The 13,996-nt window shown below is 69.8% G+C and carries 13 protein-coding genes and 1 pseudogene; 11 read left to right on the forward strand and 3 right to left on the reverse strand.

The genetic code is table 11. The features are described from left to right. Nucleotides 1-15 precede the first annotated feature (15 nt). Nucleotides 16-537, forward strand: a complete 522-nt coding sequence (locus tag J4O73_RS08955) for a YHS domain-containing (seleno)protein (RefSeq protein ID WP_426216535.1) — start codon at nucleotides 16-18, stop codon at nucleotides 535-537. On the opposite strand, the gene J4O73_RS08960 is transcribed toward J4O73_RS08955, so the two are convergent. Continuing rightward, nucleotides 518-1,378: a 3'(2'),5'-bisphosphate nucleotidase CysQ family protein gene (locus J4O73_RS08960; RefSeq protein WP_426216536.1), complete on the reverse strand. Its 861-nt coding sequence runs from the start codon at nucleotides 1,376-1,378 to the stop codon at nucleotides 518-520. The genes J4O73_RS08955 and J4O73_RS08960 overlap by 20 nt on opposite strands. Before the next feature lie 326 nt (nucleotides 1,379-1,704). Here J4O73_RS08960 and chpT point away from each other — a divergent pair, with 326 nt between their 5' ends. From chpT to J4O73_RS08990, 6 genes are all read left to right on the forward strand, one after another. Then, nucleotides 1,705-2,400 (forward strand): histidine phosphotransferase ChpT, encoded by a 696-nt coding sequence (gene chpT, locus J4O73_RS08965; protein WP_378967337.1) that lies wholly within the window; start codon nucleotides 1,705-1,707, stop codon nucleotides 2,398-2,400. A 105-nt stretch (nucleotides 2,401-2,505) separates the two neighbouring features. Next, a complete protein-coding gene (locus tag J4O73_RS08970) occupies nucleotides 2,506-5,232 on the forward strand; it encodes a hybrid sensor histidine kinase/response regulator (protein WP_426216539.1) in 2,727 nt (908 codons plus the stop codon). 35 nt (nucleotides 5,233-5,267) lie between these two features. After that, on the forward strand, nucleotides 5,268-5,780 hold the full coding sequence (locus J4O73_RS08975) for a chemotaxis protein CheW (protein WP_378967332.1): 513 nt from the start codon (nucleotides 5,268-5,270) through the stop codon (nucleotides 5,778-5,780). A 10-nt stretch (nucleotides 5,781-5,790) separates the two neighbouring features. Next, the gene (locus J4O73_RS08980) at nucleotides 5,791-6,192 is read left to right on the forward strand and encodes a response regulator (protein WP_378967330.1); all 402 of its coding nucleotides are present in this window, start codon (nucleotides 5,791-5,793) and stop codon (nucleotides 6,190-6,192) included. A gap of 82 nt (nucleotides 6,193-6,274) precedes the next feature. Continuing rightward, nucleotides 6,275-7,432, forward strand: coding sequence for a chemotaxis-specific protein-glutamate methyltransferase CheB (cheB, locus tag J4O73_RS08985; RefSeq protein WP_426216542.1), 1,158 nt, complete (start codon nucleotides 6,275-6,277; stop codon nucleotides 7,430-7,432). Continuing rightward, on the forward strand, nucleotides 7,429-8,277 hold the full coding sequence (locus J4O73_RS08990; protein ID WP_426216544.1) for a CheR family methyltransferase: 849 nt from the start codon (nucleotides 7,429-7,431) through the stop codon (nucleotides 8,275-8,277). Before cheB ends, J4O73_RS08990 begins: the two co-directional genes overlap by 4 nt. A 9-nt stretch (nucleotides 8,278-8,286) precedes the next feature. Here the strand turns inward: J4O73_RS08990 and J4O73_RS08995 are convergent, their stop codons facing one another. Continuing rightward, a complete protein-coding gene (locus J4O73_RS08995) occupies nucleotides 8,287-9,024 on the reverse strand; it encodes a TerC family protein (RefSeq protein WP_426216546.1) in 738 nt (245 codons plus the stop codon). Nucleotides 9,025-9,029: 5 nt separating this feature from the next. Continuing rightward, the gene (locus J4O73_RS09000) at nucleotides 9,030-9,920 is read right to left on the reverse strand and encodes a lipid kinase (protein ID WP_426216548.1); all 891 of its coding nucleotides are present in this window, start codon (nucleotides 9,918-9,920) and stop codon (nucleotides 9,030-9,032) included. A gap of 283 nt (nucleotides 9,921-10,203) precedes the next feature. On the opposite strand from J4O73_RS09000, the gene J4O73_RS09005 reads away from it, so the two are divergent. From J4O73_RS09005 to J4O73_RS09020, 4 genes and pseudogenes are all read left to right on the forward strand, one after another. Beyond that, nucleotides 10,204-11,025, forward strand: coding sequence for a hypothetical protein (locus J4O73_RS09005; RefSeq protein ID WP_426216550.1), 822 nt, complete (start codon nucleotides 10,204-10,206; stop codon nucleotides 11,023-11,025). A 63-nt stretch (nucleotides 11,026-11,088) separates the two neighbouring features. Then, a complete protein-coding gene (locus J4O73_RS09010; protein WP_426216552.1) occupies nucleotides 11,089-12,294 on the forward strand; it encodes a thermonuclease family protein in 1,206 nt (401 codons plus the stop codon). 58 nt (nucleotides 12,295-12,352) lie between these two features. Next, nucleotides 12,353-12,718, forward strand: a complete 366-nt coding sequence (locus J4O73_RS09015) for a hypothetical protein (RefSeq protein ID WP_426216553.1) — start codon at nucleotides 12,353-12,355, stop codon at nucleotides 12,716-12,718. Nucleotides 12,719-12,761: 43 nt separating this feature from the next. After that, nucleotides 12,762-13,943, forward strand: a pseudogene (locus J4O73_RS09020) (PepSY-associated TM helix domain-containing protein); the annotation flags it as partial. Nucleotides 13,944-13,996 lie beyond the last annotated feature (53 nt).

The raw sequence follows: 13,996 nt of genomic DNA on the forward strand, positions 1-13,996 counted from the left end.
GGAGCGGGTCCAGCATTGAGCCAGAATCGCAAGACGGGGTTAACGGGAGGTGACCGCGATGGATCGCGGCGGCGACTTCTGGCGGGCGGGCTCGCCGGTCTCCTCCTTCTGGCGGCCCCAGCCGCGCGCGGCCAGACGACGCGGATCGAGGGGCTGGCCCTCAATGGCTACGACCCGGTGAGCTACTTCATGCCGGACGGGCCGCGCGGAGGCTCGGGCCGGTTCGAGCTTCCCTGGAACGGACGGGTCTGGCGCTTTGCCCTGGAGGCGAACCGGGCGGCGTTCCAACGCGACCCCACGGTCTACCTGCCGCGCCTCGGCGGCTTCGACGCGGCCGGAATTCTCGATCGGCGTCTCGTGGAGGCCGACCCGACCGTGTTCGCGATCCTCGACGGGCGTCTCTACATGTTCCGGGATGCGACGCGGCGGCAGCGCTTTGTCGAGGATCCAGCCCTCGCCCGGCAGGCCGAGGCGATCTGGCCGGGCCTGACCCGCCTGCTCGACGATCCCGACGACGTCAGGTCCGGGGCGCGCTGATCGGCATGGTGCAGGCGGGCGATCCCGTCAGGACGAGGTCGTCCGCGAGCGCCGGGTCGCCGAGGGCCGCGAAGGGGCCGTTGCGATAGCCGTCCGCGACGCGTCCGTAGCGGATCGGCCCGCCCGCGGCAGCAACGACGCAGCCCCCGGCCGCCGTGAGGATCGCGTCGCCCGCCGCCGTGTCCCATTCCATGGTGGGGCCGCAGCGGACGTAGATGTCGGCCTCGCCCGCGGCGATCAGCCCGAACTTGAGCGCCGAACCGGAGGTGCGGACCTCCATCACCGGCAGGGTGGCGAGGCAGGCGGTGGTCTCCGCGTCGCCGTGGCGGCGGCTGCCCAGTGCCAGAAGGCCCGCTTCCGGGGCCTTGCGGGCTCGCACCGGTTGCGCCGCGCCGGGGCGGCCGTCGATGATCGGCGCCTCGAAGGCGTCGTGCCCGGAGAACCACACACGGTCCAGGCCCGGCGCGGCGAGCGCCGCCGCGATGGGCCGCCCCTCCGACACGAGGGCGATGTTGACGGAATAATGCGGCGTGCCGGCCAGGAAGTCGCGGGTGCCGTCGAGAGGATCGACGAGGAAGAACAGGTCTCCCGCCGCCCGGTCGCCGCTGCTCTCCTCCGCGACGATGGGGATGCCGGGAAAGCGCGTGGTCAGGGCCTTGAGGATCAGTGCCTCGGATTCGAGGTCAGCCGCACTGGCAGGAGATCCGTCGGGCTTCAGGACATGGGGGCAGTTACCGCCGTGCCAGTGGCGGAGCACCGTTCCGGCCGCGCAGGCGATCTCAGCGAGCGTTTCCGCGATCCGCCCGGCCTCGGCTCCGGTCACTGCCGCCGCATCGTTCATGACGAAGCGTTCCTCCCAAATCCTGGATGCCCCAGCCGGGGGCGGATGTCGATTCCGCTTCTGTCGCGGCACCCTCGAGCCGTATCCGGTCTGATTCCATCAGGCCGGCGGCTCTCGCTCTTTGTCGTGACGCGCATTCTTGCGACGAACCGGTATCCACTTCGCCGGAACGCGCTCCAGGGCCGACTCGCCCGGCCGGGTTAACGCTTTGCAAAGGGACATGCGGCGTCTATCCGTGCGCACTGCCTTGCCCGCCGGTTCCGCCGCCTGGGCCTGGGCTTTTGGCATTCCCGCGCATTCAGACGCGTACCGCCCCGGAGTTCCCGATGCCCACCCTCACCCTCGATGGCCTGGACCTCGCCGCCCTGCTCTGCTCGCGGGTTTGCCACGACGTGATCAGCCCGGTCGGCGCCATCGTGAACGGGCTGGAGGTGCTGGAGGACGACCAGGATGAATCGATGCGCGAATTCGCGCTCGAACTCATCGGCAAGAGCGCCCGTCAGGCCTCGGCCCGGCTCAAGTTCGCCCGCATCGCCTTCGGGGCGGCGGGTTCGGCGGGCGCCTCGATCGACCTCGCCGACGCCGAGAGCGTGGCCAAGGGCATGTTCGCCGACGAGAAGACCAAGCTCGAGTGGCGCGCGCCGCAGGCCCTCTTCCCGAAGAACAAGGTGAAGCTCATCCTCAACCTCGTGATGGTGACGACCTCGGCCATCCCGCGCGGCGGCCTCATCGACGTGACCATCACCGGCGACGGCGAGGCGCCGACCTTCGTGTTGAAGGCCAAGGGCTCGCATGCGCGCATCCCGCCGCATGTCGTGGAGCTGATCGCGGGCGAGCCCGAGAGCGGCACCGTCGACGCTCACGGCATCCTGCCCTTCTACGCCGGCCTCGTGGCCCGCGCGGCCAAGATGGATGTGCGATTCGCCATCGAGGGCGACGAAGTGACGGTGACGGCAGAGCCGTCGATGACTGAACAACCCTCGGTCGAGGATGCTGGGAATTCTGGCACCGAACTCGCTTGATTGTGCCGGATTAGTTCTGAAAGCGGTGAGGGGCGCAACTGTTCGATAACGCCCCTCCGTCATGATTGCCGATGCGAGACCTTTCGCACGTAACGAGTATCGGCGATGGACGACCTGCTTCGTGAGTTTCTGACCGAGAGCGCCGAGCATCTCGACACGGTCGATACGGAGCTCGTTCGGTTCGAGCAGGACCCGAACAACGAGACGATCCTGCGGAACATCTTCCGCCTCGTTCACACCATCAAGGGCACCTGCGGCTTCCTGGGCCTGCCGCGTCTCGAAGCCCTGGCGCATGCCGCCGAGACCCTGATGGGCCGCTTCCGTGACGGGATGCCGGCCACTTCCGCGAGCGTCACCCTCATCCTCGCGACGCTGGATCGCCTGAAGGCGATCCTGGCCGATCTCGAAGCGTCCGGCACCGAGCCGACCGGGTCCGATTCCGACTTGATCGAAGCCTTGGAGCGCATGTCCGAGGGTGGCGGGGCGCCGGAACCCGCGCCCGTCGTGCCGGAGATCGTGCTGCCCGATCCGGTGGTGCGCGAGCTCAAGCCCGGCGAAGTCTCGCTGGACGATCTCGAAGCCGCCTTCCTTGCCGCTCCCGGGCCGGACGAGTTCGAATTCGCGCCGCCGCCGCCGGTCGAGGCCGCGCCCGCCCCCGCGCCTGCCCTGGCCGCGAAGGAGCCGCCGAAGGCCGTAGTTCCCGAGGCTCCCAAGGTCGAGGCTCCCAAGGCCGAAGCGGCCAAGCCCGAGGCTCCCGCCGCCGCTGCGCCGGAGGGCGAGCAGAATCACAACAAGGTGCAGACGATCCGGGTGAACGTCGACACCCTCGAGCACCTGATGACAATGGTCTCGGAACTGGTGCTGACCCGCAACCAGCTTCTCGAGATCGCCCGGCGCCACGAGGATTCCGCCTACAAGGTCCCCCTGCAGCGCCTGTCGCACGTCACGGCCGAACTGCAGGAAGGCGTCATGAAGACGCGCATGCAGCCCATCGGCAATGCGTGGCAGAAGCTGCCCCGCGTGGTGCGCGATCTGTCGGCCGAACTCGGTAAGCAGATCGAATTGGTGATGCAGGGCGCCGAGACCGAACTGGACCGGCAGGTCCTGGAGGTCATCAAGGATCCGCTCACCCACATGGTCCGCAACTCGGCGGACCACGGCCTCGAATCCACCGCGCAGCGTGTCGCCTCCGGCAAGCCCGCCCGTGGCACGATCCGACTCTCGGCCTTCCACGAAGGCGGCACAATCACCATCGAGATCGCCGACGACGGCAAGGGCCTCGACCTCGCCGCCATCCGCCGCAAGGCGGTGGAGCGTGGCCTCGCCAGCCAAGCCGACATCGATCGCATGACCGACGCGCAGGTCGCGAAGTTCATCTTCCACGCCGGGTTCTCCACGGCGGCGGCGGTCACCTCCGTCTCGGGCCGCGGCGTCGGCATGGACGTGGTGAAGACCAATATCGAGACGATCGGCGGCGTCATCGACATCGCGACCCAGGCGGGCAAGGGCACCGTCTTCACGATCAAGATCCCGCTGACGCTGGCCATCGTCGCCGCGCTCATCGTCCGGGCGGGCGAGAACCGCTTCGCCCTTCCGCAGGTGGCGGTGCTGGAACTGGTGCGGGTCGGCGCGGGCGCGCAGGCCGTGGAGCACATCAACGGGTCGCCGGTCCTGCGCCTGCGCGAGCGGCTGCTGCCGATCGTTTCCCTCTCGGGCCTTCTCGGCGCCGAGAAGGCAGCCGAGGCCACCGGCTTCGTGGTGGTGGCTCAGGTCGGCCGTCAGCGCTTCGGTATCCTCGTGGACGAGGTGTTCCACACCGAGGAGATCGTGGTGAAGCCGATGTCGGCCAAGCTGCGGCATATCCCGCTCTTCGCGGGCAACACCATCCTCGGCGACGGCGCCGTGGTCCTGATCGTGGACCCGAACGGTGTCGCCAACCAGGTCGCCCAGGGCACGCAGGCCAGCGCCGGTCCGGCCGAGGCCGAGGCCGAGTCGGCGGAAGCCACCGAGGCGACCACCACGCTGCTCGTGTTCAAGGGCGGCGGGGGCGGCTTCAAGGCCGTGCCGCTGTCGCTCGTCACGCGCCTTGAGGAGATCGAGGGCGAGAAGGTCGAGTGGCTGGGCGGGCGTCCGCTCATCCAGTACCGCGGCCGCCTGATGCCGCTGGTTCCGGCCGACGACGGCATCGCGATCAAGTCCGAGGGCCGTCAGGCGCTGGTGGTGTTCTCGGATGGCGAGCGGGCCATGGGCCTCGTCGTGGACGAGATCGTCGACATCGTGGAGGAGCGCCTCGACATCGAGATCTCCGCCGACCGGTCCGACCTGATCGGCTCCGCCGTGCTGCGCGGCCGGGCGACGGACATCATCAACATCGCCCACTTCCTGCCCATGGCCTACGACGACTGGGCGCGGGGCCCGCGCAAGGTGCAGAAGCAGGCCGAAACCCTGCTCCTCGTCGATGACTCGGCCTTCTTCCGCGACATGCTCTCGCCCGTGCTCAAGGCGGCGGGCTTCCAGGTCGTCACGGCGGGCAGCGCCGAGCAGGCGCTCGCCACCCTTCAGGCCGACCAGCGCATCTCGGTCGTCGTCACCGACCTCGACATGCCCGGCCGCAGCGGCTTCGACCTCGTCAGCGCGATGCGCAAGGGCGGCGAGCGCCTCGCCGCCATGCCGGTGATCGGCCTGACCGGCACGGTCGGTGCCGAGGCCCTGGAGCGCGCCCGCGCCCTCGCGATCACCGACCTCGTCGCCAAGTTCGACCGGAGCGGCCTCGTGGCCGCCCTCGGCGAGATCGATGCCTCCGCCCAGGACGATGTGGCCCAGGCGGCCTGAGTGGATCGGATCAAGCGTTTGCCGGAGTGCGTGAAATGAAGGCTGCCAACGCCAACGGCACCGAGACGGGTCCGACCGAGGACTTCGTCACGGTCCATGTCGACGGGGTCCTGTTCGGCCTCGCCATCGAGCGGGTCCATGATGTGTTCGTGCCCTCGGGCGTGACGCCGGTCCCCCTGGCCCCGCCGGAGATCGTCGGTCTCCTGAACCTGCGTGGTCGGGTGGTGACGGCGCTCTGCCTGCGCCGCCGCCTCGGCATGGCCGCCGCCGCCCCCCGGGCGGACGGCGAGGCCACCGGGAACGATCGCGGCATGGCGATCGGCCTGGAGCAGGGTGGCGAGACCTTCGCCCTGATCGTGGACGGGGTCGGCGAGGTGCTGAAGCTCAACGGCGACACCCGCGAGGCCGTGCCGATCAACCTCGATTCCCGCTGGCGCGACCTGACGACCTGCGTTCACCGGCTGGACGGACGTCTCCTCGTCATCCTCGACGTGGATGCCCTGCTGAATTTCGGTTCCAAGGGCGCCCGTGGCGCCGAGGCGGCGTGAGGAAGCCCCGATGAGCCTGCGCGAGACGACCTGCCTCGTCGTCGATGATTCCGCCGTGATCCGGAAGGTCGCGCGGCGGATCATTGAGGATATCGGTTACGCGGTGATCGAGGCCGAGGACGGCGACAGCGCCCTCGACCTCTGCGCCGCCTCCATGCCGGACGTAATCCTGCTCGACTGGAACATGCCGAACCGCGACGGCTTCGCCTTCCTGCAGGAACTGCGGCAGAGCGAAGAGGGGCGGCGGCCGAAGGTCGTGTTCTGCACCACCGAGAACGATGTCGGCGCCATCGCCCGCGCCCTGCGTGGCGGCGCCGACGAGTACATCATGAAGCCATTCGATCGCGATATCTTGACCGCAAAACTGGAGCAGGTCGGGCTTTCCACAAAGTCGGCTTCGAATCTTATCTGAATCATTACAAGTCGACGTCGATATTGGCGGTCTCACGGATTCGGGGAGCCCCCGTCTGATCCGGCGAGGGGGAGAGGACAACATGCCTTCGAGTCCTGCTGCGGCGGTGCCGCGCATGCCCGTCTCGCCGACCAGCAGCCCCGTCCGTGTGCTGATCGCCGACGATTCCGCGGTGGTGCGGGGGCTCGTAGCCCGCTGGATCACCGAAGCGGGCTTCCAGCTCGTCGGCACTGCGTCGAACGGCAAGATCGCACTCGAGATGATGTCCCGGCACGACCCGGACGTTGTCCTCCTCGACATCGACATGCCCGAACTCGACGGCACCGAGGCCTTGCCGCGCCTGCTGGCGGCGAGCCCGACCGTGCAGGTCGTGATGATGTCGACGCTGACGACCCGCAACGCCGACATCTCCCTGAAATGCCTCGCCCTCGGTGCGGTGGATTACATCGCCAAACCCGAGAGCAACCGGGGCGTCACCACGTCGGATGTCTTCCGCGCCGACCTGATCGAGCGGGTCCGGGTCTTCGGCGCCGCCCGCGCCCGCGGTCGCCGCACCGTCGCCGCACCGTCGCAGAACCCTGTTCCGGCTGCTCCCGCGCCGACGCCGAAGCCCGCCGCTCCCGTCGTCCTGCGGCCCCGCGCCCGCGCCGCGACCCCGCGCGTCCTGCTCGTCGGCTCCTCGACCGGCGGTCCGCGCGCCGTGGGCGAAGCGCTGGCCGGAATCGGGGCCGCGGCCCTGAAGCGGGTGCCGACGCTCATCGTGCAGCATATGCCGCCGGTCTTCACGGCGGTGTTCGCCGAGCACCTGTCCGCGCGGGTCGGCCTGCTGGCCGCCGAGGGCAAGATGGACGAGCGGTTGGAGCCGGGCCGGATCTACGTCGCCCCTGGCGGACGCCATATGGGCCTCGCCTCGGTGGCGGGTGGAACGGTCATCAAGCTGAATGACGGCCCGCCCGTGAATTTCTGCCGCCCGGCGGTGGATGTGCTGTTCAAGGACGCGGCCGCGATCTTCGGCGCCGCCACCGCCTCGGTGATCCTCACCGGGATGGGCTCGGACGGCACCAACGGCGCCCGCGCCCTGGTGGAGGCGGGCGGCCCCGTCCTCGCACAGGACGAGGCCACGAGCACCGTGTGGGGCATGCCGGGCAGCGTCGCCCGCGCCGGCCTCGCGGAGGCCATCCTGCCCCTGCCGGACATCGGACCGGCCCTGCGCGCCCTGATTACGGGTCAACCCGCATGACGGAGCTCGATTTCGAATTCCTGCGGGCTTACCTCAAGCAACGCTCCGGCCTCGCCCTCACCGCCGAGAAACGCTACCTCGTCGAGAGCCGTCTGGCCCCGGTCTGCCGCCGCTTCGCCGTCGCGACGCTGCACGACCTGATCGGCAGCCTCAAGCTGCCGCATAGCGCCGACGTCGAGCGCGCGGTGGTCGAGGCCATGACCACCAACGAGACGTTCTTCTTCCGCGACCGCACCCCGTTCGACATGTTCCGGGACGTGGTGCTGCCGCAGGCGATCCAGCGCAACGCCGCTCGGAAGAAGCTGCGGATCTGGTGCGCGGCGGCCTCGACGGGGCAGGAGCCCTATTCGATCGCCATGTTGCTCCAGGAAGCGGCCCCGCGCCTGGCTGGCTGGCAGATCGATCTGCTCGCCACCGACATCTCCGGCGAGGTGATCGAGAAGGCCAAGCTCGGGCTCTACAGCCAGTTCGAGGTTCAGCGCGGCCTGCCGGTTCAGTGGCTGTTGAAGTACTTCACGCAGATCGGGGAGCAATGGCAGATTGCCGCCTCCCTCCGGTCGATGGTGGAGTTCCGCCAGTTCAACCTGCTGAATGGGTTCGAGGGATTCGGCACCTTCGACGTCATCTTCTGCAGGAACGTGCTGATCTACTTCGATGCCCCGACCAAGTCGGACATCCTCGCCCGCTTCGGCCACAGCCTCGCCCCCGGCGGCGCGCTGCTGCTCGGTGCCGCCGAGACGGTGATCGGCCTCACCGACCGCCTCGTCCCCGACACCAAGAACCGTGGACTCTACGGCCATGCCGAGGTGGCGCGGCCGACGGCCCTGCGCGCCGCCGTCGGGTAGGACGGCGCTTCAGCCCGCCCGAGCGCCCCGGCGCTTGCGGCGGGCGAGCATGTTGAGCCCCTCCACGCCCGCCGAGAAGGCCATGGCCGTGTAGATGTAGCCCTTGGGCACATGGGCGCCGAAGCCCTCCGCGATCAGCGTCATGCCGATCATGATGAGGAAGCCGAGCGCCAGCATCACCACGGTCGGGTTCCTGGCGATGAAGGCCGAGAGAGGATTGGCCGCCACCAGCATCACCGTCACCGCCGCCACGACGGCGATCATCATGATCGGCACGTGCTCGGTCATGCCCACGGCGGTGATGATCGAGTCGATCGAGAACACGAGGTCGAGCAGCAGGATCTGCCCGATGGCTGCCGCGAAGCCGATCGAGCCGCCCTTGCCCCCCTCCTCGACGGGATCGGGATCGACCGTGTGATGGATCTCCTTTGTGGCCTTCCACAACAGGAACAGGCCACCCGCGATCAGGATGATGTCCCGCCACGAGAAGGCGTGGCCGAGGATCGAGAAGACCGGCTCCGTCAGGTGGACGATGAAGGCCACGAGCCCGAGCAGGGCGAGGCGAAGGCCGAGCGCGAGCCCGATGCCGATCCTGCGTGCGCTGGCCTGATTCTCCGGCGGCAGCTTGTTGGTCAGGATCGAGATGAAGATCAGGTTGTCGATGCCGAGGACGACCTCCATCACCACGAGCGTGGCGAGCGCGGCCCAGGCGGCGGGATCCGCCGCCAACTGCATGAGGTCGTTCACGAACGTCAGCTCCGCTGGGAGGCGGGTGGGGCGTAGATCCGCAGGATCTTCGGCATGACCTTGAAGTGGGCCGGGGTGTGGGTCGTCAACTCGCCGTCGGTGTTGATCGGCCGGGGCTTGCGCGTCGTCAGCCGGATCTCCTGGGTCTTGAAGGCGCGCACGTCCGCCGCCTTGCCGTGCGTTCCCCGGCGCAAAGCCGGGAGCAGGGCGAGGAGCCGCCACCAATGGGCGATCTCCAGGCTGTAGAAGTCGAGGTTGCCGTCATCGACGGCGGCCTCCTGCTCCACCGTCATGCCGCCCCCGTAATGGCGGCCGTTCCCGACGGAGACCTGGATGGTCGTGACCTTCTCGACTTTCCCGTCATGCTCGATGGTGACGCCGAAGGGGCGCACCCGGCGCAGCACCCGCACGGCCGCGACCGCGTAGCCGAAGACGCCGAACCGCTTCTTCGCCTCGGAAGTCAGTTCGCCCGCGAGTTCGGCCGAAAAGCCGATGCTCGCCACGTTGAAATAGTAATGGCCGTTGACCCAGCCGAGATCGACTGGTTGCGGCTGCGCCTTCGTGATGAAGCGCGCGGCGGCCAGGGGATCGAGCGGCAGGCCGAGGGACCGGGCGAGGTCGTTGGCGGTGCCGAGCGGCAGGATGGCAAGCGGTAGACCCGTCTCCACGAGCGCCTCGGCGGCGGCGTTCATGGTGCCGTCGCCCCCGCCCAGGATGACGAGATCGACCTGACCCGCCAGCGCGCGGATGGCGCCGCAGGCATCACCCTCCTGCGGAGGATCGACGGGTTCGATGCCGCCCTCGCGCAGGATCTGGCGCACCTCGTCGAGGGAGAAGTTGCCGTTGCGCGCTTTGGAATTGCAGCAGAGCAGCGCCCGTTTGGCCACTTGGCTCATCGGACACCTCCCCCGGTCCGCGTGATCGTGGCCACGCGGCGGTGCGGTCGCGTCTGAGGAGCCGTCATCCGGGTTCGCATCCTGTCTTCCCGGCCGGGTGGGCCGGTGTTGTATTTCCGCACTTGGGCGTCAGACGTGTGAACTCAACCCCATCATCCCCGGAATTCGCAGCTGGTGCGGCGGGCGGCGGCCTGCGAGACCTGTTGTCAGCCCGGAACCCACGCGGCACCCGGGCGCGTTCTTCTTCATCCTCCCGTTCCCTTGCCGCGGTCCCGCTGGTCCCATGCGCGCCTCGCCCATCCCCCTGATTTCGCTCGCCACGGCCCTCGGGCTCGTGCTGCCCCTCGCGACGCTTCCGGCCTCGGCCGATCCGCGGGCCTGGGTCGATCCGCCCAAGGTCGATCCATCCAAAGCCGTCGGCACGCCGCCGACGGCACCGAAGCCCGCGCCGACGGCCGAGGCGCCCGCCAAGCCCGCGCCTGCGGCGGCTCCGACCAAGGCGGCGGCCGCTACCCCCGCTCGCCCATCGCGGGCGACGAAGCGCGCCGAGGTCGAGCGCCCCGCGCCGCGTCACCGGCATGCGCCCCGCTCGCGCCTCGCCGACACCCCCGCGATGGGTCCGACGCGGGCTCAGGTCCAGGCTCCAGCCCAACCCGCGCCCGCTGGCCGGGTCGAGGCGGCTCAGACGCTCGCCATGGATTACCTTGCAGCGGTCTCGGCACCGGGCGAGGCGATGGTCGGCGCCGCACCGCGCTTCTACGGCACCCGCGTCCGGTTCTACGGCCGTCCCACCACCCTGGCCGCCCTGCTCGACGAGAAGCGCGGCTTCGTGCGGCGCTGGCCGGAGCGGCGCTACGCGGCGCGCGCCTTCAGCACCCAGTGCAGCGCGGACGGAGCGTCGTGCACCGTGCGGGCGATCGTGGATTTCCGGGCCGCCAACCCGCAGCGGGGCGCGGTGTCGCGGGGGTCGTCCGAACTGGTGCTTGAAGTGAGCTTCGCCGGGCAGCGTCCGGTCATCGTCGCGGAGAGTGGCCGCGTGCTGCACCGGGCCGGACCCGGACAGGAGCGGGCCGAGACCCTGGTCGCGCCTGCTGGCAGGGGCTAAGAGCCCGTCATCGTTGACCCGCCGCGCCATCGCGAGCGGCGGGAGAGGGCACGGCAGGAGCGGATGACGTCTTCGACCATCGAGGCGGATCAGGAGAAGGCCGAGGCGCATCCGCGTCTCGACGCGCCGGACCGTGCCGCCCTGCGCGAGACCCTGCGGAACGAGATCCTCAAGGCCCGGCCGCATCCGGTGGCCGAGCGCACGCTGCTGCTCATCCTCCAGGCAGCGGTCGAGCCGCAGGCCGCTCCGCCGGGCTACCGCGTCCTCGACCGGCACGGCACCCCCCGCCTGCACGAGGCGGAGGAGGGGGCATCCCCGCGTCCCTTCACTCTCGCAGACCTCATCGCCGAGCAGCGTGCCAAGAATCCCGGCCTGTTCCTGCCGCCCGAGCCCGAGCCCGAACCCACGCCCGTCCCCGAATCCAAGGCGGCGGCGGAATCGTCCCTCGCGGCAGGCGCGTCGGAGATGCGCGCTGCCACCGCGCGGTTCATCGGCTCGCAATCGGAGAAGGCGCGCTCGCTCGCGGAGCAATCCACGGTGCAGGGGAGGGCACTCGCCCGCTCGGCTGCCGGGGCCTTCGTCACGCTGAAGGGCCGCCTGCGCCGCGACGAGACCTCCGGCACGAATATCCGCGAGGGCTTGAGCGAACGCCTCGGCGGGCTAGGCGACCGGCTGGGTGTGAAGGGCGACGCGGACGGGCATCGCGGCCGGTTCTGGCTCGGCGCTGCCGCCGTGGCGACCGGCGCCATGGTGCTTCTGGCGGTGATCGTGAACGCGCCCCGCGCGCCGCAGACGGCCCCGGTTCCGGCGTCTCGACCGGCGCCGCCCCCGGCTTCGAACCCGGAGCCCACGCCGCAGCAGACCGCACGCGCGCCATCGGTGCCTGATAACGTCACACCGCCGCCCGAGGGCGACGGACGCGGCGACCCGGAAACCGATGCCCCGCCGCCCGCCAACGCCATCACCGGCACCGTGCAGGTGATCGACACCGCGACGCTCAAGGTCGGCGGCAAGCTGGTTCGCCTGTTCGGCGTGGAGTGGGTGCGCGGCGGGCAGGCCGATGAACTCGCCCGCTACATCGGCGGACGCACCGTCACCTGCCAACCCGCCCCCGGCAGCGACAACATGAACTGCCTCGTGGACGGGCGCGACCTCTCGGAGGTGGTGCTCTACAATGGCGGCGGCCGGGCCTCCCCCGAGGCGAGCCCCGAACTGGTGGCCGCCGAGGATCATGCCCGCAGCGAGCGGCTCGGCGTGTGGAAACGCTGAGTCGACAGGTGCTTCCGCTGCGTTGACGCGGACGCGGTTCGCCGCCTAGACAGTATCCATGCGCAGCGCCTGGCACCGGACGGCTCGATGCCGCGCGGTCATCACGGTGGCCGCGCTCTACGGCCTGTTGCTGCAGGTCTTCCTCGTCTCGCTCCAGCCCATTCCGCCGACCTTCGGCCCCGATGGGGTGATCTGCGCCGCCCATGACGGCGCTCCGGCGAACGAGGGCACGGCCTGCCCGCAGCATCTCTGCTGCCTCGCCGCGCATCTCGCACAGCCCCACGTCCTTCCGGCGCTCGTTTCCGTCGCGCTCGCCGCTCCCTATCGCGAAGCGGTGGCGTCGGTCTGGCGCCCGGCCGAGCGTCCGCCGGTGCGCGGCCCTCCGAATCGCGCCGTCAGTTCCCGAGGTCCGCCCGCCGCCTGATCGATCCGCCCTTCGATCGCTCAGAGCCACCGGACCCAAACCCATGTCGATTTCGCTTTCCGGCAGCGCGCGCCTTTTCGGCGCCGCGCAGGCCGTGCGCGCCTCGCGCGATTCCGTCTATCGCGCCGTGTGGCGCTGGCATTTCTACGCCGGGCTGCTCTGCCTGCCCTTCCTCGTGACGCTCTCCGCGACGGGGGCGCTGTACCTCTTCAAGGACGAGATCAACGCCACCGCCTTCGCGGGCCGGAACGTGGTCACTCCGACGGACAGGCCCCTCGGTCCCGACCGGCTGATCTTCGAGGCGATGCAGGCGGTGCCCGGCGGCACGCCGATCTCCTACACCGACCCCGCCCGGCCCGACGCCTCGGCCCTGGTGACCCTGGCCGAGGGCGCACGGAAGATCCTCGTCTACCTCGACCCGGCCGACGGCACGGTGCTCGATACGGTCGATCGCGACGACGAGTTCTTCATGGTGGTGAGGCGCCTGCACAGCCTCGCCTATTTCGGGCCCCTGGCGAACGGAATCATCGAGGTGGTGGCGGGCTTCGCGATCATCCTCGTCGTCACGGGTGTCTATCTCTGGTGGCCGCGCGGGCAGGACGGCGGCGTCGTGAGCGTGCGTGGCACGCCCCGCCGCCGGGTGTGGTGGCGTGATCTCCACGCCGTCACCGGCTTCGTCGCGGGCGGGGGCCTTCTGTTCCTGGCGCTGACCGGCCTGCCCTGGTCGATCTGGTGGGGCGATCAACTCCGCTCATGGTCGAACGCCGCCGGTCTCGGCCAGCCCGCCGCCCTCTATGCGAACAAGCCGGTCTCCGCCCTGCCGCTGAACGCGGTGCTCGATTCGGCCGGTTGGACGATGGAGGACGCGCCGCTCCCGTCCTCGACGGCCTCCGGCAAATCGATCGGGATCGACGATGCGGCGGCGATCCTCACCCGTCTCGGCATGCCGCGCGGCTACGAATTGTCCCTGCCGGTGGGGCCGCAGGGTGTCTACGCGGCGGCCGTCTATCCGAAGGATGTCGCCCGCCAGCGGGTCGTGTCGCTCGACCAGTATTCCGGCAAGCCGCTGCTCGATGTGCCCTTCCAGGACCTCGGCCCCGTAGGGCGGCTGATCCAGTACGGGATCGGTATCCATCTCGGCCAGTATTGGGGACGGGCCAATCAACTGGCGATGCTCGCCTTCTGTCTCGCCACCATCCTGCTCTCGATCACGGCGGGCACGATGTGGTGGAAGCGCCGCCCACAGGGTTCGCTCGGTACGCCGCCCTGGCCGCGTGA

The sequence above is a fragment of the Methylobacterium sp. NFXW15 genome, assembly GCF_049887755.1.
In the GTDB taxonomy this organism is placed as follows: Bacteria; Pseudomonadota; Alphaproteobacteria; order Rhizobiales; family Beijerinckiaceae; genus Methylobacterium.